Here is a 22,935-nt window from a genome sequence, read left to right on the forward strand (position 1 = left end):
TCACTCTCCACCCGGATCCCGGCGCGCCGCGGTGGCGAGTTCCGCCACGACCCGGTCGGCAATCGCCTCGGGCGGCTCGAGGATCCCGACGGTGATCGGGTGCTCGTCGGGGCCCGGGACCTCGAGGGTCGCGAACTGGCTGTCCAGGAGATGCGGCGACATGAAGTGACCCTGGCGTTCCGCGAGACGCCGCGCGATCAGAGCCTTGTCGCCGTCGAGGTAGACGATGCGGACCCGCCGGCTGCCCCGGGTGAGGACGTCCCGGTACGCGCGCCGGAGCGCCGAGCAGACCACCACGCCGGACTCGCCGGCGTCGAGGCGCTGCTGGATCCAAGTCGCGATCCGGGCTAGCCACGGCGCGCGGTCCGCGTCGTCGAGGGCGTGGCCCGCGTGCATCTTCGCCACGTGCTCCGGCGCGTGGAAGCTGTCGCCGTCCACGAAGATCCAGCCGAGCTTCTCGGCGATCAGCGCCGCCACGGTGCTCTTCCCGGACCCCGAGACGCCCATGACCACGAGCACCTGAGCGGCCGTCCCGGCATCGAATGGCGAGTCTGATTGGGACGTCATCCGGACCACCGTGGCTCCGAGGCGCGCCGGGGCGCCGCGCGTCACGATCATGCGGAGCGCGCGCGCGGAAGGGAAGATCGCCGCGCCCGACGTTGCCGCCGTGTCGGCAGGAACCGTCGCGGCGCGGGCCGCGTTGACGACCCAGAACGCGAACATTTAGGGAACATGAGTCGCATGGCTGCCACCACCGCGAAGGCGACGTCGAAGGCCGATCGGGATTCCGGAGCGCGCCAGGATGCGCACCAGAACGCGCCGGAGAACCCCAAGACCGACCCGAAGGACGTGTCGAACCAGATCAAGGATCCGGACCAGTGGACCACCGGCGGCGAGCCGATGACCGGCGCGCAGGCCTCCTACCTGAAGACGCTCTCCGAGGAGGCGAAGGAGCCGAAGGCGTTCGATCCCGACCTCGACAAGGCCGAGGCCTCCAAGCGGATCGACGACCTGCGCCACAAGGCCGGCCACGCCTGAGCCGTCGCGGGCGCGCCCTCGCCGGGCGCGCCCGCCGCGCGGCGCGGTGCATATCCCGCCCGGAATCAGCCCGATGCCCTGTTTCAGACACTTCGTTAAGCCGGCGGCAAGCGCGGGCCGGTAACAGCCTTCCGAGCGCGTGAGGCCACGCGGACGGCGGGACGGGAAGGCGCGTTCGACTATGGATGAGCCGGGCGGCGACGGGGCGGGGCGGCGCGCGGTGCGATCCCGGGCGGCGGCCGCCCTGACGGATCGGATCCCTGTCGCGGCCGCGCGCTTCGCCCGCGACGTCCGCGGATCCACCGCGACCGAGTACGCCCTGCTCGGGGGCCTGATCTTCCTCGTCGCGGTCGGCAGCATCCGCTACTACGTGTCCCGCGTCAGCGCCGTCTACGGCGACATCACCGCGGCGGTGACCCAGGGTCAGTGAGCGGATCGCGCCGGGGCCGTGCGGCCCTGGAGTCGATGGGGCGACCCGTTACCGTCGACAGCGCCCGGATTTGTGTCCCGATATTTCAGCAGCGCGCGCTGCGCCCGGCATTCGTCGTCCCTGTGCCCCGAAAAAGCTGTGCTTAACGAGGATGACTTAGCAGTCTCGGTCGTGGCGGGCGGAGTGTGGCTCACCCGCTACGGACACCTGGGCCGCTATGGGCTAGGCACGGGCTCGGCAATACCGATGGGCAACATCTGGATGCGCAAACTTCCCCTCGTCCTGCTCGCCGTCACGGCGATGTCGGGCTGCACGTACCTGCCCGCGGCGGGTCCGACGGCGAGCGCGATCCAGGCCGGGGCCGAGGTCGCCACGGCCGACGGCGGGATCCTTGCCCGCTACGAGATCATCGACGTCACCCCCTCCGTGGTCGAGGCCCTGCGCGGCCGCCCCCTCGACAGCCTGCTCGCCTCCTTCGGCGACCATCGCCCCTCCTCCGAGCCGGTGATCGGCATCGGCGACATGGTCTCGGTCTCCGTCTGGGAAGCCGGATCCGGCGGCCTGTTCTCCGGACCCCTCGTCGCCGACCGCTTCTCCGCCGGATCCAAGTCCGCCCTCATCCCCGAGCAGCCCGTCGGGCGCGACGGCGCCATCTCGGTGCCCTATGCCGGCCGCATCAAGGTCGCCGGCCGCCGCACCCAGGACGTCCAGGCGCTCATCGAGAACGAGCTCGCCGGCAAGGCCATCCAGCCCCAGGTGCTGGTCTCGGTCACCCGCCCGATCTCCCAGGCCGTCACCGTCACCGGCGAGGGCGCCGCCGGCGCCCGCCTGCCGCTCTCGGGCCACGGCGACCGCATCCTCGACGTCATCGCCGCCGCCGGCGGCAACCGCGCGCCGGTCAACGAGACCTTCGTGCGGCTCTCGCGCGGGCCGGTGACCGCGACCGTGCCGCTGACCACGGTGGTGTCGAACCCCAGGGAGAACATCTACCTGCGGCCCAACGACGTGCTGACGCTGGTGCGCGACCCGCAGACCTTCATCGCGGTGGGCGCGCTGGGCAACAGCACCGAGCTGCCGTTCCAGGCCGACGGCATCACGCTGGCGCAGGCGCTGGCCAAGGCGCGCGGCCTGTCGGACTTCGCCGCCGACCCGGCCGGGACGTTCATCTTCCGGTTCGAGCCGGCCAGCGTCGTGCGCCGGCTCAGCCCCGGCTCGAAGCTTCTGGGCACGCCTCTGGTGCCGGTGGTCTACCGGATCGACATGCGCGACCCCAACAGCCTGTTCGTGTCCCAGGCGTTCCGGATGCGCAACCGCGACCTGATCTACGTGTCGAACGCCCCCTTCACCGAGGTCCAGAAGGTCCTCACCGCCTTCAACGGCGTCACCGGACCGGTCGCATCCGCCGCGACGGCCTACGCCTACGCCAAGTAGGGACCAAGTCGTCGACAGGACCGCCGCGGAAAAAAATCGCGTTTCGCCGCGTCCTCGCGTATGGGCACTGGGTGCGGGGCGGGATCGAGGCTACGGAGCCGCATCCGCCGTCGCGCCGACGTGTCGCGCAAGGATGCCCAGAAGAGCCCGATGAAGATCGGACGTTTCGTCCCCGCCCACGGGCCGCTCCGGCCCGCGCTGATCGCCCTGAGCCTGTGTCTCGCGCTCCTGCCCGCCACCCAAGCGGTGGCCGACGTGGTGGTCGGCGTCGCGGTTCCGCGGTCTGGTCCCTACGTGGCGGTCGGCGAGCAGGTTCTGCGCGGCGTCGAGGCCGCCGCCCGGGACGCCAACGCCATGGGTGGCCTCGACGGCCAGCCCGTGACCCTCGACGTGCAGGACGATGCCTGCGACTCGAACACCGCCATGGCGGTGGCCAACCACTTCGTCCGGTCGAACGTCCGTCTCGTCGTCGGCCATGTCTGCTCCAACGCCTCCATCGCGGCCTCCGACATCTACGCCCAGAACGGGGTGGTGATGATCACCGCGGCCTCGGTGGCGGCCCGGCTCACCGACCGAGGGCTGCCGAACATCTTCCGGGTCTGCGGCCGCGACGACGACCAGGCGCGCCTGTCCGCCGCCGTGCTGGCCGAGCGGTTCCGCGACCGGAAGATCGCGCTGATCCAGGACCAGACGCCGGCGGCGCGCAGCCTCGCCGCCGCCACCAAGGACAACCTCAACCGCATCGGCGTGAACGAGGCGCTGTTCCTGTCGTTCTCGCCGAGCGACGCCGACGACGCCGCCCTGGTCGACCGCCTCAAGGGCGCGGGGATCGAGGTCGTCTACTACGGCGGCGACGCCGCCGAGATGGGCCGCCTCGTGAAGATCGCGGCGGACCGGGGCTTCCGGCCGCAATGGTTCGGTACCTCGGCCATCGCCACGCCGGACTTCGCCAAGATCGCCGGATCGGCCAGCAACGGCGTGCTGATGACCTTCTACCTCGACCCGAGCCGGCAGCCCGCCGCCGCGGCCGTCGTGAAGGCCTTCAAGGCCGAGGGCGTCGATCCCACGGGCTCGACGATCTACGGGTACGCAGCCATGCAGGCGCTGGTGGCGGCCGGCAACTTCGCCCACTCCACCGAGCCGAGGCCGATCGCGCAGGCCCTGCACACCGAGCGCTTCGATCTCGTGCTCGGCACCGTCGGCTTCGATGCCAAGGGCGACGTCACCGCCCAGGGCTACGTGCTCTACGTGTGGAAGGACGGGAGCTTCACGCCGGCCGGCAAGTGAGGGGCGGACCCCGCACAGACAACCTCACAAGGTCTCTGCGGCCTCGACCTCCGCGCCGCGGCCGAGGCCGCGCAGCAGCTCTGCCAGATGCGGGCGGACCCGCAATTGCAGGGCGTGCAGCCGCCGCACCGCCGCGCTGAGTTCCCCGTCCCGCCCGAGCATCACGTCGGCGTAGCCGATCATGCGCGCGTTCGGCCAAGCCGGCTCGCGCAGGGCGTGGAGCCGCTCCACCAGGGCGGCGGCGGACGCGTCCGGCTCGGCCTGCGCGAACAGGGTCAGCAGCGCCGCCGTGGAGCGCGACAGGCCGTAATGGCAGTGGACCAGGAGATGGCCGGCCCCGTCGAGCGCCCGCCCGAAATCCAGGATCGCCGCGACGTGCTCCGGCTCGGGCGGGACGAGACCGTCGCCCGGGCCGAGGCAGTCGTGGAACCGGAGGGTCGTGCGGGCGTGGGCGCCGTAGGCGGTGAAGGCCGCGGGCTCCGGCGTGCCGGGATCGAGCAGCGACAGGACGTGGCTCACGCCGCGCGCGCCGTGGCCGGCCAGTTCCTCCAGGCCGCAGACGGTGTGCAGGGTGACGGCGGGCTCGGTTCGCATCCCGGGCGCCTAGCACGGGCACGGTCCGGTTTCGAGGCGCCACGGAACTGCCCGGGCGGCCCACGGCTTTCGAGAACCGGCACGCACGTGCTACCTGCGACCCCCGATCCGGCCCGGACGGGTCGGACCTGCTCGGACGAGATGCCGTTGGACGAACCTCACCTCGCGCGATCCCCCGCGGCCGGGACGCGGCGCCGCAGCGTGCTGACCGCCGGCCTCGGCGCCGCCGCGGCCCTGACCGGGCCGCTCGCCGCGCCGGCCCGGGCCGAGTCCGCCCCGGAGCTGCGCTGGCGCCTGTCCTCCGCCTACCCGAAGACCCTCGACATCCTGTACGGCGCCCCCGAGGCGCTCAGCCGGATCGTCGCGGAGGCCACCGACGGGCGCTTCCAGATCCAGGTCCAGGGCCCCGGCGAGCCGGTCCCGGCCGAGGGCCTGCTCGACGCCGTGGCCGCCGGCACCGTCGAGATGGGACACGGTCCTGCGACCCTCGGCATGGCCAAGGATCCGACCTTCGCGCTGGCCACCGCGGTGCCCTTCGGCCTCAACGCCCGGGGCGCCGCCGCGTGGTGGCAGGCGGGCGGCGCCGCCGAACTCTTCGCCGAGGTCTTCGCCAAGGCCGGGCTGGTCTGCCTGCCGGGCGGCAACACCGGCGCCCAGATGGGCGGCTGGTTCCGTCGCGAGATCAAGACCCTCGCGGACCTGCAGGGCCTGAAGTTCCGGATCGGCGGCATGGGCGGCCAGGTGCTCGCCAAGTTCGGCGTCCAGCCGCAGGCGGTGCCGGGCCCGGAGATCTACGCGGCCCTGGAGAGCAAGAAGCTCGACGCCGCCGAGTGGATCGGGCCCTACGACGACGAGCGGCTCGGCCTGCAGAAGGTCGCGCCGATCTACCATTATCCCGGCTTCTGGGAGGGCGGCGCCCTGCTGCACTTCTGGTTCAACGCCGAGAAGTGGAAGGCGCTGCCGAAATCCTACCAGGGGATCCTTCGGGCCGCGGCGGCCGAGGTCGGCGCCGACGTCCAGGCCAAGTACGACGCCCGCAACCCGCAGGCCCTGCGCCGGCTGGTGGCCGGGGGCGCGCAGCTGCGGCCGTTCCCCCAGGACGTCATGGAGGCCGCCCTCAAGAACGCCAATGACGTCTACGCCGAGATCGCCGCCAAGAACGCCGATTTCCGCCGCGTCTACGAGGCGATGCGGACCTTCCGCAACGAGGAGTACCTCTGGTTCCAGGTGGCAGAGTACACCTACGACAACTTCATGATCCGCGCCCGGGCGCGGGGCTGAGGCGCGCGCCGCCGCGGGAGGCCGGCGCGGCGCCCCGGGGGCGCTTCAAAGATGGGGACGTCGGGGCCGCGCCCGATTGCCACGCGATCGGGAACGGCTCTAGCGTCCGGCACGGCATCCGCGAGGGGAGGGCTGCATGTTCGGGACGCTGCGGGTCGGATTGGCTCTGCTCGGGGCGGCGCTGCCCCTCCAGGCCTTTGCACAGTCGGCCGCCAACCTGTCGGCCCTGCGCGGGCTGGTCCCGGTGGCCCGGCTGCAGTTGACCCCCGACGGCAAGGCGGCGCTCGACGCGAACCTGCGGGTCACCGGCGACATCCAGAGCGGCGCGCTGAAGCAGCCGACGCTCCTGCCGTTCCCCGAGCAGCAGCAGCTCGCCCTCCGGGACTGCTTCATCACCGACGGCAACGCCGCCAACCTCGCCGACGGCCTCGGCACCACGCTGGCCCAGGCCTACCACGCCAAGGCGACCTACAGCGACTACAAGACCTTCACCAGCATCGCGCCGGCGGTCGCCAACCTGATCGGCTACACCAACAACGTGACCAAGTCGGATTCGAATTCCGGCAAGTACTTCTTCGCCAACGCCACGACCAACGGCAAGCATCCGGTCTCGGACGAGGCCGCCGCGATCCTGTCGAACGGCGCCGTCACCGACGTGTTCGGCAAGGCCTACGACCGGCCGGCCGGGAGCCCCGGCGCCGACCGCTACGGCAATTCGCGGCCGTTCCAGACCCTGCCACGCCTCCTCTCTTATCGCGGCAAGGACTATTTCGGTGACGCGTCTGACAGCCTCGACTGGCTGCGCGGCCCCTCGCAGGACCTCGTGAACAGCCCGTCCTACCCGAGCGGGCACACCACCTACGGCTACACCGAGTCCATGGTGCTCGCGCTCCTCGTGCCCGAGCGCTACCAGCAGATGGTCGCCCGCGCCGCCGAGTACGGCAACGACCGGATCATCGTCGGGGCGCACTACGCCATGGACGTGCTGGGCGGCCGGGCGACCTCGCTGCACGCCCTCGCGCACCTGCTCGCCAACGATCCGGCCTATGTCGGCCAGATCCGGAAGAACCCGGCCGTTCTCGACAAGGCGTCCGCCGAGGCCGACAGGACGGTCGGCGTGACGGATTACCGGGCGCTCCTGACGGAGGCCCGCGCGGCGATGACCGAGGCGCTGAAGGCCGGCTGCGGCGACGCGGTCTCGGCCTGCGCGGCGAAGGATACCGGCCGGTTCAAGGACGCGGCCGCCAACGCCGCCTTCTACGCGGCGACCCAGACCTACGGCCTGCCCGTGGTGCATCCGGACACCGCCGGCCGGCGGGAGGACGTGGGCAAGGTCGCGCCGGAGGCCGGCCACCTGCTGACCGCGGCCTTCCCGGCGCTGACGCTCGACGAGGCCAACGCGATCCTCACCGAGACGCAGGGGCCGGGCGGCGGTTTCCTCGACGACGGCTCGGAATTCGGCGTCTACGCGCGCCTCGACCTCTACACGGCGGGCGGCAAGGCCGCGGCGCTGGCGGCGAGCCGGGCGGGGTCCAGCGCGACGCGCTGACACGCCGTGGCCGAGGGCCTGTCGGATCGCCGGCGGCGCGGATCTCCGAGAGAGGCAGGGCCGCCGGAGAGGGGTCCGTCGCGCCCCGGGCGCCCCGCCTGCGCGGGAAGCGCGCTGCCCCTCAACGCGCCCGTGGAAGGGCCGTACCGGGGCCCGCGCCTGCTCCGGACAGAAAAAAGGCCACTCCCGAAGGAGCGGCCCGAAGTCTAGGGAGGAAACGCCCAAGAAGGGCTGCGGAAGGGCGACGCCATCGCCTTCCCGCGCTGCACAATCTGCGCTCCTCGACGGAAAATTCAAGAGCGTCAGGACAGCAGGGCTGTCCTTTCGTGCGCTCGCGCACGCGTCGCTTCCCGCCTGTGTTGAAAATGTCGCAGGCCGTCGAGCGCGATCGAAACCTGCATTGTCGCGGGCGGGGCCGATCGATCGCCGTGCAAGTCCCTGATGAGGCGGGGTTTTGGCGGCTGGAGTCAGAGTTCGGCCCGTCGCCTCGACTGCGGCTTTTCATCCGTCCGGTCCGGACGGACGAAAATCCCGCCCGCTCTACCTTCTCCGGCCAAGGTTCCGGCGCGGCGCGCCAAGCAAGGAGCAGGTGAGCATGGCGATCCAGGGCGAACGGATCCGGATCCTCAACGATGTCGAGCCGCGCGAAGACGGCGCCTACGTCCTGTATCTCCTGCAGCAGGCCAACCGGGCGACGTTCAATCCGGCTCTCGAACTCGCCATCGAGGAGGGAAACCGCCTCGATCTGCCGGTCGTCGCCTGCTTCGGCCTGCTGGACGGCGCGAGCGGCTTTCCCGAGGCCAATGCCCGGCACTATGCCTTCCTGCTCCAGGGTCTCGCGGATGCGAAGGCAGGCCTGGAGAAGCGCGGGATCGGCTTCGTCATGCGCAAGTGCTCGCCCGCCGAGATCGCCATCGCCCTCGCCGAGGACGCCGCGCTCCTCGTGCTCGACCGCGGCTACCTCGCGATCCAGAAGGGCTGGTACCGGGAGATCGCCAAGTCGGTGAAGACGCGGATCGTCCAGGTCGAGGGCGACGTCGTCGTGCCGGTCGAGACGGCCTCGCCGAAGCACGAGTACGCCGCCCGGACGCTGAGGCCGAAGCTGAACCGGCTGTGGGACCCGTTCCTCGCGGCGCTGAAACCCCGCCGGGTGAAGCGCGCGGCCGATCGCCTGACGCTGAAGAGCGCGATCGACGTCTCCGATCCGGAGGCGGTGCTCGCCGGGATGACCCTCGACCGGGAGGTCGGCCCGGTGAAGCGCTTCACGGGTGGCGAGACGCAGGCCCGCAAGCGCCTGAAGGCGTTCCTGAAGGACGGGTTCTCGGGCTACGGCGCGGGGCGCAACATGCCGGAGGCGGCCGCCGCCTCGCACATGAGCCCCTACCTGCATTTCGGGCAGATCTCGCCGGTGGAGATCGCCCTGGCGGTGCGGGAGGCCAAGGTCGGCGATGCCGACGACCGCGGCGCCTACCTGGAGGAGCTGATCGTCCGACGCGAGCTCGCCATGAACCACGTCTTCTACACGGAGGGCTACGACGCCTACGACAGGGCCGTGCCGGACTGGGCGCGCAAGACCCTGGCCGAGCACGCGAAGGACGAGCGCCCCCACGCCTACTCGGAGGCGCAGCTCGCCGCCGGCGAGACCCACGACCGCTACTGGAACGCCGCGATGCGCGAGATGCGCGAGACCGGCTACATGCACAACCAGCTGCGGATGTACTGGGGCAAGAAGATCCTCGAATGGTCCCCGTCGCCCGAGGAGGGCTTCGCGCGGACGCTCCGCCTGAACAACCGCTACTTCCTCGACGGGCGCGATCCGAACTCCTTCACCAACGTCGCCTGGGTGTACGGCCTGCACGACCGGCCCTGGCAGAAGCGCGAGATCTTCGGCACGGTCCGCTATCAGAGCGAGAACTCGCTCAAGAAGTTCGACGCCAAGGCTTATGTGCGGGCGGTGGAGAAGCTCTGCGCCGCCGAGGGCTGAGGCGGGACGGCCGCGCGGCCGCTGGGGCGCTTCGGTATCCTCGCAATCGTCGCACGATGACCGGACCGGGCGGCAGCGTATTGCGACGCTTGTCTTCGCGGAGGCTCAGTCGTCTCGCGCGCACAGGTTCGTGAAGAAACGCTTCCCCAGCCTCGGATGTTTCGAGCCCACTTCCGGCCCGTCGCGGACGGCCGGACATGATCCGGCGACAACTCGGTCGGACTGGGGTCGGATCATCGCGCTGCTCGAAACTGAACGGAGGACGACGATGCGGATGAAGCTGGCAGGCGCAGCACTCCTCGCGCTCGGAACCTTGGCCGCCACGGCCGGTACGGCGGAGGCTGCCCAGGGCTGCGGCCCGGGCTTCCACCGGGGCTGGTCAGGCTGGTGCAAGCCGAACTGGCGCCCCTACGCGTACCGCCCGGTCTACTACGCCCGGCCGGTGGCTTACGGCTGGGGCCGTCCCTGGGGCTGGCACCATCGGTGGGGCTGGCGCCACGCGGGCTGGCATCGCCCCTGGGGCTGGCACCATCACGGCGGCTGGCATCGGGCGGCCTGGCACCACAGGTGGTGATCGGCTGAGCGGCGGGGCCGGCACGCCGGTGCCGGCCCCCGTCTAGCCCGCGGAGGGGCCTTTCCTTGACCATTGCGCTATAGCGTCCGCTCTCACTGCGCGGACGAGGTGCTCTTTCATGGTCGAGAAGCGGGACGAGGTGCGGGACACGACGGATGCTCCGCCCCCGCAACGGTCGCGCTACCGCCGCTCGATCATGCGCCTGCGGTCGGCCTCGATGGAGGCCTATCCGCTCTGGCGCGGGCGGCTGCTCTTCCTCGTGGGCGGCATCGGCGTGGGCCTCGCCGCCGTGCTGATGGCCAAGGGCGCCGACCTCGCGCAGGACGGGTTCCGGCGGCTCACCGCGCCGTCGCCGCTGATCGCCCTGGTGCTGACGCCCGCGGGCTTCGCCCTCGCGGCGCTGCTCGCCCTCACGGTCTTCCCGAACTCGCAGGGCTCGGGCATCCCGCAGGTGATCGCCGCCCGCCACGCCCGAGATACCGGCTTCCGCTACTCCCTGATCTCGCCGCGCGTGGCCTTCGGCAAGGTACTGGTCCTGTTCCTGGGCCTGTTCTGCGGCGCCTCCGCGGGCCGCGAGGGGCCGACCGTGCAGGTCGGCGCCGCGATCATGGCCGCCTTCGGCCGCCTGACCCCGGAGCGCCTGCCCGGGCTGCTCCTCGCGGGCGGCGCGGCCGGCGTCGCGGCGGCCTTCAACACGCCCCTCGCCGGCATCGTGTTCGGCATCGAGGAGCTGGGACGCGCCTACGAGGCGCGCTCCTCCGGCCTGATCGTGGCCGGGATCGTGGCCGCGGGCCTGACCTCGCTCGGGCTCCTCGGCAACTATACCTATTTCGGGACGACCGACGCCGCCCTGCCGCTGGCGGCCAGCTGGATCGTGCCGCTGATCGCCGTGGTCGGCGGCCTCGCGGGCGGCCTGTTCAGCCGCCTCGTCATCCTGTTCGCCCGCGGCCTGCCGGGCGCGGCCGGACGGATGATCCGGAAGCGGCCCGTGATCTTCGCGGCGGCCTGCGGGCTGTGCGTCGCCCTGTGCGGCCTCGCCTCCGGGGGCGCCGCCTACGGGACCGGCTACGAGGAGGCCAAGGCCATCCTCCACGGCGACGCGACGGCCGGCTGGACCTACGCGCCCCTGAAATTCGCCGCCACCGTGCTCAGCTCGATCAGCGGTATCCCGGGCGGCCTGTTCGCGCCGTCCCTGGCGGTCGGGGCCGGCCTCGGCGGCACGGTCCACGGATTCCTGCCGGGCATGCCCGTCGGCGCCGTCGTGCTGATCGGGATGGTGGCCTACCTGACGGGCGTGCTGCAGGCGCCGATCACCAGCTTCGTCATCGTCACCGAGATGACCCAGAACCACGCGATGGTGATCCCCCTGATGGTCGCGGCGCTCCTGGCCGACGCGGCCTCGAAGGCGATCTGCCGCGGCGGCCTCTACCACACCCTGGCGGAGATCATGCTGGAACGGGCCGACGTGCCGGCGCAGCCCGTGGCGAAGACCGGCTGACCGCATCCCCGACCGAGCGGCCGGACGCGGGTAAGAATAAAAGCGGACCGGCCCCGAATCCGCGGAACGGTCTCGCTTGGCGTCGGTTGAGGCAGCAGCATCAGGCCCCGCGCCGGGGCGCAGCCGGAGTGACGCCATGACCCTTCTGAAATGGGCCCTCATCTGCTTCGTGATCTCGCTGATCGCCGGCGGTCTCGGCTTCACCGGCATCGCCTCCGGCGCCGGCTCGCTGGCCCGAATCCTGTTCGGCCTGTTCCTGCTCATCGCCATCGTGATCGTGGTCATCGCCTTCGCGGTCGGCCAGGCGGTGTTCTGAGGCCGGCGCGGTGCGCGGCGCGGTCTGCCTCGTCACCGGGGCGACCGGCGGCATCGGCTACGAGACGGCCCTCGGTCTCGCGCGCCTCGGCGCGCGGGTCGCCATGGTCGGCCGGGACAGCGGGAAGCTGCAGGCCTGCGCCGACAGGATCCGCGCCGCGGTGCCCGGCGCCGCCGTGGAGCCGCACCGCGCGGACCTGTCCGCGCAGGCCGAGATCCGCCGGCTCGCCGGGACCCTGCGGGCGGCCTATCCGCGCCTCGACGTGCTGGTGAACAATGCCGGCGCGATCTTCGACCGGCGCACGCTGACCGTCGACGGGATCGAGCGGACCTGGGCGCTCGACCATCTGGGCTACGTGCTCCTGACCCTCGAACTCCTCGACACGCTGAAGGACGCGGCGGCGGCGGGCGGGAAGCCGCGGATCGTCAACGTCGCATCGGCGGCCCATTACCGGGGGCACATCGACTTCGACGACGTCGAGGGCGCCCGGCGCTACCGGGCGATGGGCGCGTATGCCCAGGCCAAGCTCGCCAACGTGCTGTTCACCTACGCGCTCGCCCGGCGCCTGCGCGACAGCGGCATTACGGCGAACGCCGTCCATCCGGGGGTGGTCAATACCGGCTTCGCCAAGAACACCGGCGGCCTGCTCGGCGCGGCCTGGGCACTGATTCGGCCGTTCCTGATCACGCCCGAGAAGGGCGCGCGGACCTCCCTCCACGTGGCCAGCGACCCGGAACTGGACGGGGTCACCGGCCAGTACTTCTCGCACGGGCGGCCGAAGGTCTCCTCGGCGGAGAGCCGCGACGAGGCCGTCCAGGAGCGGCTCTGGGCGCTGAGCCTCCGGCAGGTAAGCCGGAGCGACTGAAGTCGGATCGTTCGGCGGTGGCGGTCTCAGGCAGCCGGCGGGTCGAGCAGCACCCAGAGTCGCGCGATCCTGCCGTCGACGATCTCGGCAACGTCCGTCCCGGTGACCGCGACCGGGCCGCCCTCCGGACCGGCTTCCCAGCGCAGCGATCCCACGCCGTGGTGTCCGGCGGCCGTGCCGACGGGCACGAAGCGGAAGGTCGGCCCGAACCGGTCCAGGAGCGCCCCGGCGACCGCGGCGATCGCGGCCCGCCCGCGCACGACGTTGTCCGGCTCGAACAGGGTCGGCTCGGCCACGTAGAGCTCGGCCAGGGCGGCCGCCCGCGCGCCGGCGTCCCGCGCGTTGAAGATCCGCGCGAGATTGGCGCGCAGCAGCCGGTCGTAGTCCGGCTCCGTCGCCGGCGCGGCCTCCGTGCCATCGGACATCGCGCGTCTCCTTCGAAGGGGGTTGTCGGGCGTGCCGCGCGGCGGCCGGCAGCTCAGATCAGGCGGCCGCCGCCGTCGATGTGCAGGGTCTCGCCGTTCATGAAGCCGCTGCTCATCAGGAAGACGACGGCGGCACCGGCCTCCTCGGCGGTGCCGAGGCGTCTCTGCGGCAGCCTCTCGGTCAGCCCGGCCACGTAGGCGTCACGGTGGGCGCCGAGCGTGCGGGCCAGGAGCGGGGTGTCGGTGGTGCCGGGCGAGAGTGCGTTCACCCGCACCGGTGCCAGTTCGAGCGCGAGGCCGCGGGCGAAGGCCTCCATCGCGGCCGACGCCGCCGCCAGCACGGCAGTCCCCTGGGCGCTCGGGCGGTCCGCCAGGGCGCCGGAGATGAGGGTGACCGAGCCGTCCCCGGCGAGCCGGCCGCCGAGGGCGCGCAGGGCGTGAATGGCGGCCCAGATCCGCTCGTCGAAGGCCCGCGCGAGGTGCTCGACCTCGGCCTCGAGGACCCTGCCGGCCACGAAGGTCCCGGCCAGCAGCGCGAGGTGGTCCACGCGCGGGATGTCGGCCAGGGCGGTCGCGATCGTCTCGGGCCGCGTCACGTCGGCGGCGCGCCAGCCGGCGAAGCCGTTCTCCGCCGCGGCCCGCTCGGCGCCCGCCGCGTGGCGGCCGACGACGACGACCTCCGCGCCCGCCGCCCTGGCCTGGCGGGCGGCCGCGAGGCCTATGCCCGAGGTGCCGCCGAAGACCACGACGGTGCGATCCTGAAGGGTGCTGCTCATGGCGGGAAACCTGGCCGGTCGCCGCCAGCGCGGCGCCGATGGACGGGAGATTGGGCCAGCGATCCCTCCTTGATAATCGGTCCGCTCTTCGCTTCAGTCGTGCCGTCATGGAACAGATCGGACTCGACCGGCTCACGGGCATCGTCGCCTTCGCCCGCTCCGCCTCCCTCGGCAGCTACTCGGCGGCCGCCCGCTCCCTCGGCATCTCGCCCTCGGCGGTGAGCAAGAGCGTGCAGCGGCTGGAGGCGCGGCTCGGCGTGAGCCTCTTCACCCGGACCACCCGCTCGCTGACCCTGACGCCGGAGGGGCGCGACCTGCAGGAGCGCGCGCTGCGGCTCCTCCGCGAGGCCGAGGCGATCGAGCAGGCGGCGGTCGCGGCACGCTCCGAGCCCGCCGGCACTCTGAAGGTGGCGGCGTCGATCCCGGTCGGCGTCCACCTGCTCGCGCCGGCCCTGCCACGCTTCCGCGCGCGCCATCCGAAGCTGTCGGTCGACCTGCGCCTGAGCGACCGCTTCGTGGACCTGATCGAGGAGGGCATCGACGTCGCGATCCGGGTCGGCGACCTCGCGGATTCCCGGCTGGTCTCGCGCCGCCTCGCGCCGCACCGGGTCTGCGCCTTCGCGGCCCCGGCCTATCTGGCGCGGCGCGGCACGCCGCGGCATCCGGACGATCTGGTCCACCACGACTGCGTGAACTTCCGCTTCCAGAGCACGGGGCAGGCCCTGCGCTGGCCGTTCCACGTGGGCGGCCGCAGGGTCGAGATCACGCCGGATACCGGCATCGTCGCGGATTTCAGCGACGCGGTGACGGCGGTGCTGGTGGCCGGTGGCGGTATCGGCATCTCGCCGACCTACATCGCCGCACCGCATGTCGGGCGGGGCGCGCTCATCCCGATCCTGCAGGACTTCGCGGTCGAGCGCTCGGTCTTCACGGCGCTCTGGCCGGAGAGCCGGCGCGGCAGCCCGAACGTGCGGGCGTTCCTCGCTTTCCTCGACGAGGTCTTCCCGTCGCCTGTCCCCTGGGAAGGCGTGCTCGCGCCGGCCCCGACGCCCGGTGCGGCCGCCTGACAGAGGTCCGTGCGCGCCGGCGAGGCGGCACCCCTCAGGCGGCCGCCCGGACCGTGTGGTCGCCCTGCTGCTGGATCTCGATGAAGACCCGGGTCACGTCGGGGCTGCGCGCCTTCAGCGCCCGGTCGAGGCGCGTGACGAGGCTCTCGACCTCGCCGGCGCTGAGATCGTCGGTCATGTCGATGCTGAGATTGACCAGGATGTCGGACGGGCCGAGGTGCTGGGTCAGCACCTCGTTGACATGGACCACGCCCGGCTCGCCGCGGACCAGCTCCGCGATCGCCGCTACGACCTCGGGATCGGCCGCCTCGCCGATCAGCAGACCGTGCGTCTCGACCATCAGGAACGCCGCCATGCCGATCAGCACGAGGCCGATGCCGACCGACGCCCAGCCGTCGAGGCTCGGCATCTCCAAGAGGTGGGACAGGGCCACGCCGGCGAGCGCGATCAGCAGGCCGATCAGGGCGGCGGTGTCCTCCGCGAGCACCGTGAACAGGGTCGGGTCCTTGCTGCGCCGGATCGCCCGCACGGCCGAGTGCTTGCCCTTCTCGGCCCAGAACTGGCGCATCGCAACGAAGAACGACGTGCCCTCCGCCGCGATGGCGAAGCCCAGGATCGCGACGTTCACCCAGAGGCCGGGCAGGCGGTAGCCGAACAGCTCGGCATCGACGTCCGGCTCGGGATGGCGGACCCGCTCGATCCCCTCGTAGGCGGCGAACAGTCCGCCGCCGAGGAAGATCATCAGCGCGACTACGAAGGCGTAGAAGTAGATCTCGCGCCCGTAGCCGAACGGGTGGCGGGCGTCGGCCGGGCGCTCGGCCCGCTTCATGCCGACGAGGAGCAGCACCTGGTTCGCCGTGTCGACCACCGAGTGTACGCCCTCGGCGAGCATGGCGGTCGAGCCGGTCAGCGCCCCGCCCACGAACTTCGCCGCCGCGATGGCGAGGTTGGCGCCCGCCGCCGCGTAGATCGCTCCCGTGCTCTCGTGCGCCATCCGGAACTCCCTGCGCGGTCTGGGGGACACCGGGCTCTCGGACCCCGGCACGGCGCCGCCGCCGCGGCGATGCAAGCGTCGCTGCGCGCAGGTTGTTCCCGTGTGGACGCGGGCCGGTGCCCCGTGCAACCTGCGGCCGCTCAAGGAGTCCCGGAGGCAGCATGGCCGACGCCCGCTACGATCCCGACAACATCTTCGCCAAGATCCTGCGGGGCGAGATCCCCTGCCACCGCGTCTACGAGGACGCCCACACCCTGGCCTTCATGGACGTGATGCCCCAGGGCGAGGGCCACACGCTGGTGATCCCGAAGGCGCCGGCCCGGGGCCTGCTCGACGCCGACCCGGACTCGCTCGGCGCCCTGATGGCGAGCGTCCAGAAGGTCGCCCGCGCCTTGAAGGCGGCGTTCCGGGCCGAGGGTCTGACCGTGTTCCAGTTCAACGAGCCGGCCGGCGGCCAGACCGTCTTCCACCTGCACGTCCACATTATCCCACGGCGCGAGGGCGTGCCGCTGAAGCGCCACGAGGGCGGGATGGCCGATAACGGGGTCCTCGCCGAGCACGCCGCCCGCATCCGCGCGGCGCTCGAGGCACAGGCCTGACGCCCAGGCATGAGGATCAGGCCGCGCTCGCCGAGTCGCCCGACTGGGCCATGCTGGCGAGCAGCCGGCGCAGGGCGGCGTTCTCGGTCTCGAGCTCGCTGATGCGCTTCAGCAGCAGGGTCACGGAGGCGTCCGTCGCGGCCGGATCGGGCGAAGCGGGCGCGGTGCCGGCCCGGGCCGGCGCCTCGAAGGTCACGCCGATGCCGTCCTCCCGGCGCCAGCGCAGGGTGGCTCGGTAGGTCCGGTCTTTCTGCGGGATGTAGAGGTCGAACGCGTCCGGAAGCGTGGTGGCCTCGCTCATCACGAGGCGCGCGCCGGTGGGGGACATGTCGCGCACCAGGCAGTCGAGGCTCGACGACCCGTTGTTGAAGACGATGCGGCCCTTGAGGAAGACCCTCTGGCGCGCCTCTCTGCGATGCTCCGACATGCGGGCGGCTCCGGACAGCTGACGGTTCAGCGAAACCTGCACGCGAGCCCTTAAGGAATCTTGGTCGCGATCGCCGAGTCGAGGCCCGCTATAGGGCTCGATACCGGTAACGTGCTGCCGCCAAGGCTCCGGAAGAGCGAGTCCGCGCCCCGGGCCGGTCCAATTTACCCGCGACGATTTCGGTTCGTCGTTCCGTGGCCGGAGCGGCGACCCGGCAGGACCGCGCCGATCGTCCCGACGCCGTCCCGCTCGCCGTGACGGTCATGTCCCGCTCAGGCGATGAAGCGCCGGTCCACGGTCTGGAACAGGTAGAAGCCGTTGAAGCGCACCGCGGTGTCGGCGGCCCGCCCGTCGAAGTCGAGGGGCTGCCGGCCGCCGTCGCCCAGCTTGCCGCCGAAGGTCCAGCGACCCGCGCCGATGAAGGGCGGGACCGTGCTGGCCTCCGGCACCGCGCAGCAGAGGCCCTCCTCGCCCTTGAGCTGGAACAGGTTGTAGCTTCGCATCCGAAGTCCTCCGCCTGGCCGCCCTCGAAGCCAATTTTCCCAATACAAGATTTCGCATTGCGAAGAATCGGCTTGACCGTGCTCATAATGGCACAATCGGTCGAGTTTGTGACGGTCAAGTTTCAGGGACGTTTCGGTTCAACTCGTCGATCCAGATCCGCGCCGACCCGTCGGAGGGCGCGCGCCAGTCGCCCCGGGGCGACAGAGAGCCCCCCGCCGAGACCTTCGGCCCGTTCGGGAGCGCCGAGCGCTTGAACTGGCTGAAGCCGAAGTAGCGGCTCAGGAACACCCCGAGCCAGCGGCGGATCTCCGGGAGGTCGTAGGCGACCCGCTTGGTCTCCGGGAAGTCGGGCGCCCAGGTGCCGCGCTCCCTGTCGCCCCAGGCGTGCAGCGCCAGGAAGGCGATCTTCGAGGGCCGGAACCCGTACCGGAGCGTGTAGAACAGGTTGAAATCCTGCAGCGCGTAGGGGCCGATCGTCCCCTCGGTGCTCTGCGGGCTGTCGTCCTGGTCGACCGGCACCAGCTCGGGGGAGATCTCGGTGTCGAGGATCGCCTGGAGGGTGCGCGCCTCGTCCGGGCCGACCTCGCCGTTGCCGATCGCCCAGCGGATCAGGTGCTGGATCAGCGTCTTCGGCACGCCGGCATTGACCGCGTAGTGGCTCATCTGGTCGCCGACGCCGTAGGTGCACCAGCCGAGCGCCAGCTCGGAGAGGTCGCCGGTGCCGACCACGATGCCGCCGGCGTGGTTGGCGAGCCGGAACAGGTAGTCGGTGCGCAGGCCCGCCTGCACGTTCTCGAAGGTCACGTCGTAGACCGCCTCGCCCTTGGCGAAGGGGTGGTCCATGTCGGCGAGCATCTGCTTGGCGGCCGGGCGGATGTCGATCTCGGCGGCCGTGCAGCCCAGCGCCTTCATGAGCGCGTGGGCGTTGGTCTTGGTGGCGTTCGAGGTGGCGAACCCCGGCAGCGTGTAGGCCAGGATGTCCGAGCGCGGGTATCCCAGGCGGTCGAACGCCTTGGCGATCACGATCAGCGCGTGGGTCGAATCGAGGCCGCCCGAGACGCCGATGACGGCCTTGCGGGTGCCGGTGGCCTCCAGGCGCTTGGCGAGGCCGGCGACCTGGATGTTGTAGGCCTCGTAGCAATCCTGCGCGAGGCGCGACGGGTCGGCCGGCACGAACGGGAACCGCTCGATCCGCCGGATCAGGCCGAGATCGGCCTCGGGCGGGTTGAGCCGGAACGGCACCCGGCGATAGGGCAGGGCGCGGCCGCGCGCGTCGTCGTCGAAGCTGCCCGCCTGCAGGCGCTCCTGGGCTATCAGGTCGAGGTCGATGTCGGCCAGCGTCGTCACCGGCTTCTCGGGGAAGCGCTCGCCCTCGGCGAGGCGCACGCCGAGCTCGTCGACGCTGGTCTGGCCGTCCCAGGACAGGTCGGTGGTCGATTCGCCCTGGCCGGCCGCCGCGTAGACGTACGCGCAGGCGCCCCGCATCGAGGCCGCCCGGGACAGGAGCGCCCGCGACTCGGCACGGCCCACCGTGATCGGGCTGCCCGAGAGGTTCGCCAGCACGGTGGCGCCGGCGAGCGCGGCGCGCATGCCGGGGGGCTCGGGCACCCACAGGTCCTCGCAGATCTCCACCCCGACCACGAGGCCCGGCAGGTCCTCGGCCGGGAACAGCAGGTCGGTGCCGAACGGCGCGTCCTGACCGGCGACCCGGACGGTCTCGCCGACGATCCCGGCGCCGGAGGCGAAGTGGCGCTTCTCGTAGAACTCCCGGTAGTTCGGCAGGAAGGTCTTCGGGACGACGCCGAGCAGGCGGCCGCCCTGGATGGCGAGCGCGCAGTTGTAGACGCGGTGCCGCCAGCGCAGGGGCGCGCCGACGATCAGCAGCGGCCGGAGACGGGCCGAGTCGGCGATCACGCGGGCGGCCGCGGCCTCGACCGCGTCGAGCAGGGTCTGCTGGAGCAGCAGGTCCTCGATCGCGTAGGCCGAGAGGCCGAGCTCGGTGAAGACCGCCAGCACCGCGCCCGAATCGTGGCAGGTCCGGGCAAGGTCGAGGACGACGTCGGCGTTGCGCTCGGGCTCGGCCGGATGGCTCCGGCCGGTGCAGGCCGCGACTCGGGCGAAGCCGTGGCGGTAGAGGGAGCGGAAGCGGGCCGGCGATTCGGAGGTGGCTGGAGACACGGGCACCTGTCCGGGTGAGGGGTGGCTGCGGGTTACTATAGCGGACGCGGGCGGGGGGCGGCGCGGAGCCTGTTCGCGCCCTGGCCGGTTCCCGACGTCATCGCGAGAGACTGCGCTGCGGCGGATCGGGACGGGGCCCAGATCGCGATTTCCGGTCCATCGGGCGTCGTTACCTCGAGATTCCGCGTTCGAATCGGTCGCCGGTGGCCGTGACGGCCCGGCCGCGGCGATGCGGGGCCCTGCCGGAGCGCCGGGCCGAACGTCCCGCATGGTTTCCGCGCCGCGGCCGACGGCAAGCCTCCATTAACGACGAATGGCCTAACTCAGGAACAGCCGCCGCGCGTCGGCGGATCCCTGTTTCGAGTATCGTCTGAGAACCCATGCGCGCATCGGGACGGCCTCCGTACTCCCACCGTGACCCCGCCCGCCCTGTCCGCGGCGGCGACCGCTCGGGCCTCTCCCTGGGAGCCCTGGCGCACCGGCTGATGGCGCTCCGCGCGAGCCTCACCCGCCGCCTCTCCGGCTCTCCCGCGGGCCTGCCCGCCCGCCCGTCCTACGGCGCGCCCGGGCGCCGGGCCGAGCCGAGCTGGCTCACCCCGCCGGGCGCGATGGTCGGCCGCGAGGGCTCCGAGCGCGCCCCGCGCCCCGCGGTGCCCGAGCCACACTGGCCGGCCCAGGTCTTCGACGACCGGGCGAGCCTCGACGCCCTGGACGCCCCGATCTTCGAGAGCCGGATCGACCGCAGCGCCTCCTCGCCGGGCGTGCTGGTGCGCCAGCCGCGCCGCCCCGCCGCCATCGCCCCCGACTACGCGCCGGCCGCGGCTCCGCTCGCGAGCCATGCCGCTGGCCATGTGACCGGCCATGTGACCGACCACGTCGCGACGCCGGCCGCCGCGCCGGCGCCGGCCGCGCCCTCGGCGGTGCGCTACACCCGCACCCCTGATTCGGTTCTGCAGGAGCGCCGCCAGCGCGCCCTCGAGGCCGAGCGCGTCGCCCTGGAGCGCGCCCGTGCCGAGGCGCAGGCCGCTGCCCTCGCCCTGGAGACCGAGCGGGCCGCCCGCGAAGAGGCCGAGCAGGAGCGGGTCGAGCGCGCGCGGATCGCGGCCGAGGCGGCCGTGCGCGCCGCAGCCGTGCCGGCCCTGCCCGAAGCCGCCGCGCCGGACGCGGAGCCGGTGCCGCTGTGGCGCCAGCCCTTCGTCGCGCCGCCGGGCGTCCGCTTCTTCCGCACGCCGGACCGCCGCCCGGTCCGGCCCGCGGTCGAGCTGGCCGCCTCCACGGCGGCGATCGCCCCGGTCGCGGCCGCGTTGGTCGCCGCCGCGCCGGTCGAGACGGTCGCCGAGGCCCCGGCCCGCGACTGGTCGGACCTGCCGGACTGGTCCGAGGTCCAGCCCTGGTTCGACGGCGGCGACTGGTCGTCCGTCGATGCCTGGTCGGCCCTGGAGGCGCAGCCCGCCGAAGTCGCGCCGACCCCGGCCGCCGTCTCGGCGCCGGCGGCGTCCGACGAGCGCTTCGTCTCCATGCCCCTCGACATCTCGCACCTGCGGTCGCTGCCGCCGCGGCCGGTCTACGTGCTCGACCGGCTCGTCCGGTTCGACCAGCCGCCGCGTCCCGCCGACGGGCAGGATAACGGGACGGAGACCGGCCAGCGGATGGACGAGGCCGCCTCGATCCGGAGCGCCTTCCTGCCGCCCGTCGCGCCGCCGGCCGCGTCCGGCCTGTCGCTGGTCTTCGGCCCCGGCAGCGTTGCGGCGGAGCCTCCGGCCGCCCCCGCGTCCGAGGCGCCCCGCCGCGCGCCGGCTCTCAGCGCCATGGCAGCGCGGGCGGCGATCCGCGCGGCCGGCCAGCCGACCGCCGTCCCGCCGCCACCCCCGGCCGTGCCCGAAGCCGGTCCCGCCCCGGTCGTTGCCGCGCCGGTCGCCGCGCGCGCCGAGGCGGAGCGCGTTGTGATCCCGATGACGCCGCGCCCGGTCCTGCTCCGCGGCAAGCTGGCGCCGCAGCCGGAGCCGGTCGAGACGGAGATCGAGGCGGAGATCGATGCCGAGGCCGAGCCGGTCGCCGCTGCCGTCGAGGCGATCGAGGTCGCGGCCCTGCCGGCCCCCGCGCCGGCGTCGGTCCCCCTGGTGGCGCCGCGGGCACACCTGATCCCGGCCGGCCGCCACCTCGAGATCGCGCCGATCGAGAACGCCGATTACGAGCTGCCGTCCCTCGAACTGCTCGCCCTGCCGGCGCCGGGCGGCAGCGAGGAGGTCGACGCCGACGTGCTGGAGCAGAACGCCCTCAACCTGCAGCAGACGGTCCAGGATTTCGGCGTGCGCGGCGACATCCTGGCGGTGCGGCCGGGCCCGGTCGTCACCCTCTACGAGCTCGAGCCCGCGCCGGGCACCAAGTCCAGCCGCGTGATCGGCCTGTCGGACGACATCGCCCGGTCGATGTCGGCGGTCTCGGCCCGCGTCGCGGTCGTCCCCGGCCGGAACGTCATCGGCATCGAGCTGCCGAACGAGACCCGCGAGACCGTGTACCTGCGCGAGCTGCTCTCGTCGGCCGACTTCGCCGAGAGCAAGCACAAGCTGGCGCTGTGCCTGGGCAAGAACATCGGCGGCGAGCCGATCATCGCCGACCTCGCGCGCATGCCGCACCTCCTGGTCGCCGGCACCACCGGCTCGGGCAAGTCGGTGGCGATCAACACCATGATCCTGTCGCTGCTCTACCGGCTCAAGCCCGAGGAGTGCCGCCTGATCATGGTCGATCCGAAGATGCTGGAGCTGTCGGTCTACGACGGCATCCCGCACCTGCTCTCCCCGGTCGTCATCGACCCCAAGAAGGCGGTCATCGCCCTCAAGTGGGCCGTGCGCGAGATGGAGGAGCGCTACAAGAAGATGGCCAAGATCGCCGTCCGGAACATCGACGGCTACAACGCCCGCATGAAGGAGGCCCGCGACCGGGGCGAGACCATCACGCGCACGATCCAGACCGGCTTCGACCGCCACACCGGCGAGGCGGTGTTCGAAGAGGAGGCGATGGACCTGGCGCCGCTGCCGTACATCGTGATCGTGGTCGACGAGATGGCCGACCTGATGATGGTGGCCGGCAAGGACATCGAGGGGGCGATCCAGCGTCT

Annotated in this window: 22 protein-coding genes; 14 read left to right on the forward strand and 8 right to left on the reverse strand. The window is 72.3% G+C overall.

Annotation, left to right across the window (positions count from 1 at the left end):
* Nucleotides 1-567 carry a gluconokinase gene (locus ACQKQD_RS30610; protein WP_427510502.1) on the reverse strand — a complete coding sequence of 189 codons (567 nt, stop codon included), beginning with the start codon at nucleotides 565-567 and terminating at the stop codon, nucleotides 1-3.
* Nucleotides 568-741: 174 nt separating this feature from the next.
* Between ACQKQD_RS30610 and ACQKQD_RS30615 the strand changes: the two genes are divergently transcribed.
* From ACQKQD_RS30615 to ACQKQD_RS30630, 4 genes are all read left to right on the forward strand, one after another.
* Nucleotides 742-1,038: a DUF3072 domain-containing protein gene (locus ACQKQD_RS30615; RefSeq protein ID WP_427510491.1), complete on the forward strand. Its 297-nt coding sequence runs from the start codon at nucleotides 742-744 to the stop codon at nucleotides 1,036-1,038.
* A gap of 181 nt (nucleotides 1,039-1,219) precedes the next feature.
* Nucleotides 1,220-1,468, forward strand: a complete 249-nt coding sequence (locus ACQKQD_RS30620) for a hypothetical protein (RefSeq protein WP_132367116.1) — start codon at nucleotides 1,220-1,222, stop codon at nucleotides 1,466-1,468.
* A gap of 261 nt (nucleotides 1,469-1,729) precedes the next feature.
* Nucleotides 1,730-2,899, forward strand: a complete 1,170-nt coding sequence (locus ACQKQD_RS30625; protein ID WP_132367117.1) for a polysaccharide biosynthesis/export family protein — start codon at nucleotides 1,730-1,732, stop codon at nucleotides 2,897-2,899.
* Between the two features lie 150 nt (nucleotides 2,900-3,049).
* Entirely contained in the window at nucleotides 3,050-4,186 is a 1,137-nt protein-coding gene (locus ACQKQD_RS30630) for a branched-chain amino acid ABC transporter substrate-binding protein (protein ID WP_026604861.1), read from the forward strand.
* Nucleotides 4,187-4,210: 24 nt separating this feature from the next.
* On the opposite strand, the gene ACQKQD_RS30635 is transcribed toward ACQKQD_RS30630, so the two are convergent.
* A complete protein-coding gene (locus ACQKQD_RS30635; protein WP_427510492.1) occupies nucleotides 4,211-4,780 on the reverse strand; it encodes a tyrosine phosphatase family protein in 570 nt (189 codons plus the stop codon).
* 147 nt (nucleotides 4,781-4,927) lie between these two features.
* On the opposite strand from ACQKQD_RS30635, the gene ACQKQD_RS30640 reads away from it, so the two are divergent.
* The 7 genes from ACQKQD_RS30640 to ACQKQD_RS30670 all read left to right on the forward strand — a co-directional run bounded on the left by ACQKQD_RS30640 (nucleotide 4,928) and on the right by ACQKQD_RS30670 (nucleotide 12,847).
* Nucleotides 4,928-6,061, forward strand: coding sequence for a TRAP transporter substrate-binding protein (locus ACQKQD_RS30640; RefSeq protein WP_244435295.1), 1,134 nt, complete (start codon nucleotides 4,928-4,930; stop codon nucleotides 6,059-6,061).
* Nucleotides 6,062-6,197: 136 nt separating this feature from the next.
* Nucleotides 6,198-7,610: a phosphatase PAP2 family protein gene (locus ACQKQD_RS30645; protein WP_427510493.1), complete on the forward strand. Its 1,413-nt coding sequence runs from the start codon at nucleotides 6,198-6,200 to the stop codon at nucleotides 7,608-7,610.
* A gap of 595 nt (nucleotides 7,611-8,205) precedes the next feature.
* On the forward strand, nucleotides 8,206-9,594 hold the full coding sequence (locus ACQKQD_RS30650; protein WP_427510494.1) for a deoxyribodipyrimidine photo-lyase: 1,389 nt from the start codon (nucleotides 8,206-8,208) through the stop codon (nucleotides 9,592-9,594).
* Between the two features lie 268 nt (nucleotides 9,595-9,862).
* Nucleotides 9,863-10,168 carry a GCG_CRPN prefix-to-repeats domain-containing protein gene (locus ACQKQD_RS30655; RefSeq protein WP_082557827.1) on the forward strand — a complete coding sequence of 102 codons (306 nt, stop codon included), beginning with the start codon at nucleotides 9,863-9,865 and terminating at the stop codon, nucleotides 10,166-10,168.
* 118 nt (nucleotides 10,169-10,286) lie between these two features.
* Nucleotides 10,287-11,666: a chloride channel protein gene (locus ACQKQD_RS30660; RefSeq protein ID WP_020092746.1), complete on the forward strand. Its 1,380-nt coding sequence runs from the start codon at nucleotides 10,287-10,289 to the stop codon at nucleotides 11,664-11,666.
* Between the two features lie 136 nt (nucleotides 11,667-11,802).
* Nucleotides 11,803-11,982, forward strand: a complete 180-nt coding sequence (locus ACQKQD_RS30665; RefSeq protein WP_010685332.1) for a DUF1328 domain-containing protein — start codon at nucleotides 11,803-11,805, stop codon at nucleotides 11,980-11,982.
* A gap of 10 nt (nucleotides 11,983-11,992) precedes the next feature.
* The gene (locus ACQKQD_RS30670) at nucleotides 11,993-12,847 is read left to right on the forward strand and encodes an SDR family oxidoreductase (RefSeq protein ID WP_427510495.1); all 855 of its coding nucleotides are present in this window, start codon (nucleotides 11,993-11,995) and stop codon (nucleotides 12,845-12,847) included.
* Between the two features lie 26 nt (nucleotides 12,848-12,873).
* On the opposite strand, the gene ACQKQD_RS30675 is transcribed toward ACQKQD_RS30670, so the two are convergent.
* Both ACQKQD_RS30675 and ACQKQD_RS30680 read right to left on the reverse strand, forming a co-directional pair.
* Nucleotides 12,874-13,272 (reverse strand): nuclear transport factor 2 family protein, encoded by a 399-nt coding sequence (locus ACQKQD_RS30675; protein WP_427510496.1) that lies wholly within the window; start codon nucleotides 13,270-13,272, stop codon nucleotides 12,874-12,876.
* Nucleotides 13,273-13,325: 53 nt separating this feature from the next.
* The gene (locus ACQKQD_RS30680) at nucleotides 13,326-14,048 is read right to left on the reverse strand and encodes an SDR family oxidoreductase (RefSeq protein WP_427510497.1); all 723 of its coding nucleotides are present in this window, start codon (nucleotides 14,046-14,048) and stop codon (nucleotides 13,326-13,328) included.
* 107 nt (nucleotides 14,049-14,155) lie between these two features.
* On the opposite strand from ACQKQD_RS30680, the gene ACQKQD_RS30685 reads away from it, so the two are divergent.
* The gene (locus ACQKQD_RS30685; protein WP_427510498.1) at nucleotides 14,156-15,115 is read left to right on the forward strand and encodes a LysR substrate-binding domain-containing protein; all 960 of its coding nucleotides are present in this window, start codon (nucleotides 14,156-14,158) and stop codon (nucleotides 15,113-15,115) included.
* A 34-nt stretch (nucleotides 15,116-15,149) separates the two neighbouring features.
* On the opposite strand, the gene ACQKQD_RS30690 is transcribed toward ACQKQD_RS30685, so the two are convergent.
* A complete protein-coding gene (locus ACQKQD_RS30690; protein ID WP_427510499.1) occupies nucleotides 15,150-16,109 on the reverse strand; it encodes a cation diffusion facilitator family transporter in 960 nt (319 codons plus the stop codon).
* 161 nt (nucleotides 16,110-16,270) lie between these two features.
* On the opposite strand from ACQKQD_RS30690, the gene ACQKQD_RS30695 reads away from it, so the two are divergent.
* Nucleotides 16,271-16,708, forward strand: coding sequence for an HIT family protein (locus tag ACQKQD_RS30695; RefSeq protein ID WP_427510500.1), 438 nt, complete (start codon nucleotides 16,271-16,273; stop codon nucleotides 16,706-16,708).
* A 16-nt stretch (nucleotides 16,709-16,724) separates the two neighbouring features.
* On the opposite strand, the gene ACQKQD_RS30700 is transcribed toward ACQKQD_RS30695, so the two are convergent.
* From ACQKQD_RS30700 to ACQKQD_RS30710, 3 genes are all read right to left on the reverse strand, one after another.
* Nucleotides 16,725-17,135 carry a PilZ domain-containing protein gene (locus tag ACQKQD_RS30700; protein ID WP_020092739.1) on the reverse strand — a complete coding sequence of 137 codons (411 nt, stop codon included), beginning with the start codon at nucleotides 17,133-17,135 and terminating at the stop codon, nucleotides 16,725-16,727.
* Between the two features lie 272 nt (nucleotides 17,136-17,407).
* Complete coding sequence (locus tag ACQKQD_RS30705) at nucleotides 17,408-17,638, reverse strand: hypothetical protein (RefSeq protein ID WP_020092738.1); 231 nt, start codon at nucleotides 17,636-17,638, stop codon at nucleotides 17,408-17,410.
* Nucleotides 17,639-17,753: 115 nt separating this feature from the next.
* Entirely contained in the window at nucleotides 17,754-19,817 is a 2,064-nt protein-coding gene (locus tag ACQKQD_RS30710; protein ID WP_427510501.1) for an NAD(+) synthase, read from the reverse strand.
* 485 nt (nucleotides 19,818-20,302) lie between these two features.
* Between ACQKQD_RS30710 and ACQKQD_RS30715 the strand changes: the two genes are divergently transcribed.
* A partial coding sequence (locus ACQKQD_RS30715) for a DNA translocase FtsK (RefSeq protein ID WP_427510503.1) occupies nucleotides 20,303-22,935 on the forward strand: 2,633 nt, incomplete at its 3' end.

Origin of the sequence: Methylobacterium sp. NPDC080182 (genome assembly GCF_050281105.1) — a bacterium.
GTDB lineage: Bacteria > Pseudomonadota > Alphaproteobacteria > Rhizobiales > Beijerinckiaceae > Methylobacterium.

What these genes read in the sequence shown, in the direction of transcription:
- ACQKQD_RS30610 (WP_427510502.1), bottom strand. Translation starts at nt 567, where the DNA reads ATGACGTCCCAATCAGACTCGCCATTCGATGCCGGGACGGCCGCTCAG.
- ACQKQD_RS30615 (WP_427510491.1), top strand. Translation starts at nt 742, where the DNA reads ATGGCTGCCACCACCGCGAAGGCGACGTCGAAGGCCGATCGGGATTCC.
- ACQKQD_RS30620 (WP_132367116.1), top strand. Translation starts at nt 1,220, where the DNA reads ATGGATGAGCCGGGCGGCGACGGGGCGGGGCGGCGCGCGGTGCGATCC.
- ACQKQD_RS30625 (WP_132367117.1), top strand. Translation starts at nt 1,730, where the DNA reads ATGCGCAAACTTCCCCTCGTCCTGCTCGCCGTCACGGCGATGTCGGGC.
- ACQKQD_RS30630 (WP_026604861.1), top strand. Translation starts at nt 3,050, where the DNA reads ATGAAGATCGGACGTTTCGTCCCCGCCCACGGGCCGCTCCGGCCCGCG.
- ACQKQD_RS30635 (WP_427510492.1), bottom strand. Translation starts at nt 4,780, where the DNA reads ATGCGAACCGAGCCCGCCGTCACCCTGCACACCGTCTGCGGCCTGGAG.
- ACQKQD_RS30645 (WP_427510493.1), top strand. Translation starts at nt 6,198, where the DNA reads ATGTTCGGGACGCTGCGGGTCGGATTGGCTCTGCTCGGGGCGGCGCTG.
- ACQKQD_RS30650 (WP_427510494.1), top strand. Translation starts at nt 8,206, where the DNA reads ATGGCGATCCAGGGCGAACGGATCCGGATCCTCAACGATGTCGAGCCG.
- ACQKQD_RS30655 (WP_082557827.1), top strand. Translation starts at nt 9,863, where the DNA reads ATGCGGATGAAGCTGGCAGGCGCAGCACTCCTCGCGCTCGGAACCTTG.
- ACQKQD_RS30660 (WP_020092746.1), top strand. Translation starts at nt 10,287, where the DNA reads ATGGTCGAGAAGCGGGACGAGGTGCGGGACACGACGGATGCTCCGCCC.
- ACQKQD_RS30665 (WP_010685332.1), top strand. Translation starts at nt 11,803, where the DNA reads ATGACCCTTCTGAAATGGGCCCTCATCTGCTTCGTGATCTCGCTGATC.
- ACQKQD_RS30675 (WP_427510496.1), bottom strand. Translation starts at nt 13,272, where the DNA reads ATGTCCGATGGCACGGAGGCCGCGCCGGCGACGGAGCCGGACTACGAC.
- ACQKQD_RS30680 (WP_427510497.1), bottom strand. Translation starts at nt 14,048, where the DNA reads ATGAGCAGCACCCTTCAGGATCGCACCGTCGTGGTCTTCGGCGGCACC.
- ACQKQD_RS30685 (WP_427510498.1), top strand. Translation starts at nt 14,156, where the DNA reads ATGGAACAGATCGGACTCGACCGGCTCACGGGCATCGTCGCCTTCGCC.
- ACQKQD_RS30690 (WP_427510499.1), bottom strand. Translation starts at nt 16,109, where the DNA reads ATGGCGCACGAGAGCACGGGAGCGATCTACGCGGCGGCGGGCGCCAAC.
- ACQKQD_RS30695 (WP_427510500.1), top strand. Translation starts at nt 16,271, where the DNA reads ATGGCCGACGCCCGCTACGATCCCGACAACATCTTCGCCAAGATCCTG.
- ACQKQD_RS30700 (WP_020092739.1), bottom strand. Translation starts at nt 17,135, where the DNA reads ATGTCGGAGCATCGCAGAGAGGCGCGCCAGAGGGTCTTCCTCAAGGGC.
- ACQKQD_RS30705 (WP_020092738.1), bottom strand. Translation starts at nt 17,638, where the DNA reads ATGCGAAGCTACAACCTGTTCCAGCTCAAGGGCGAGGAGGGCCTCTGC.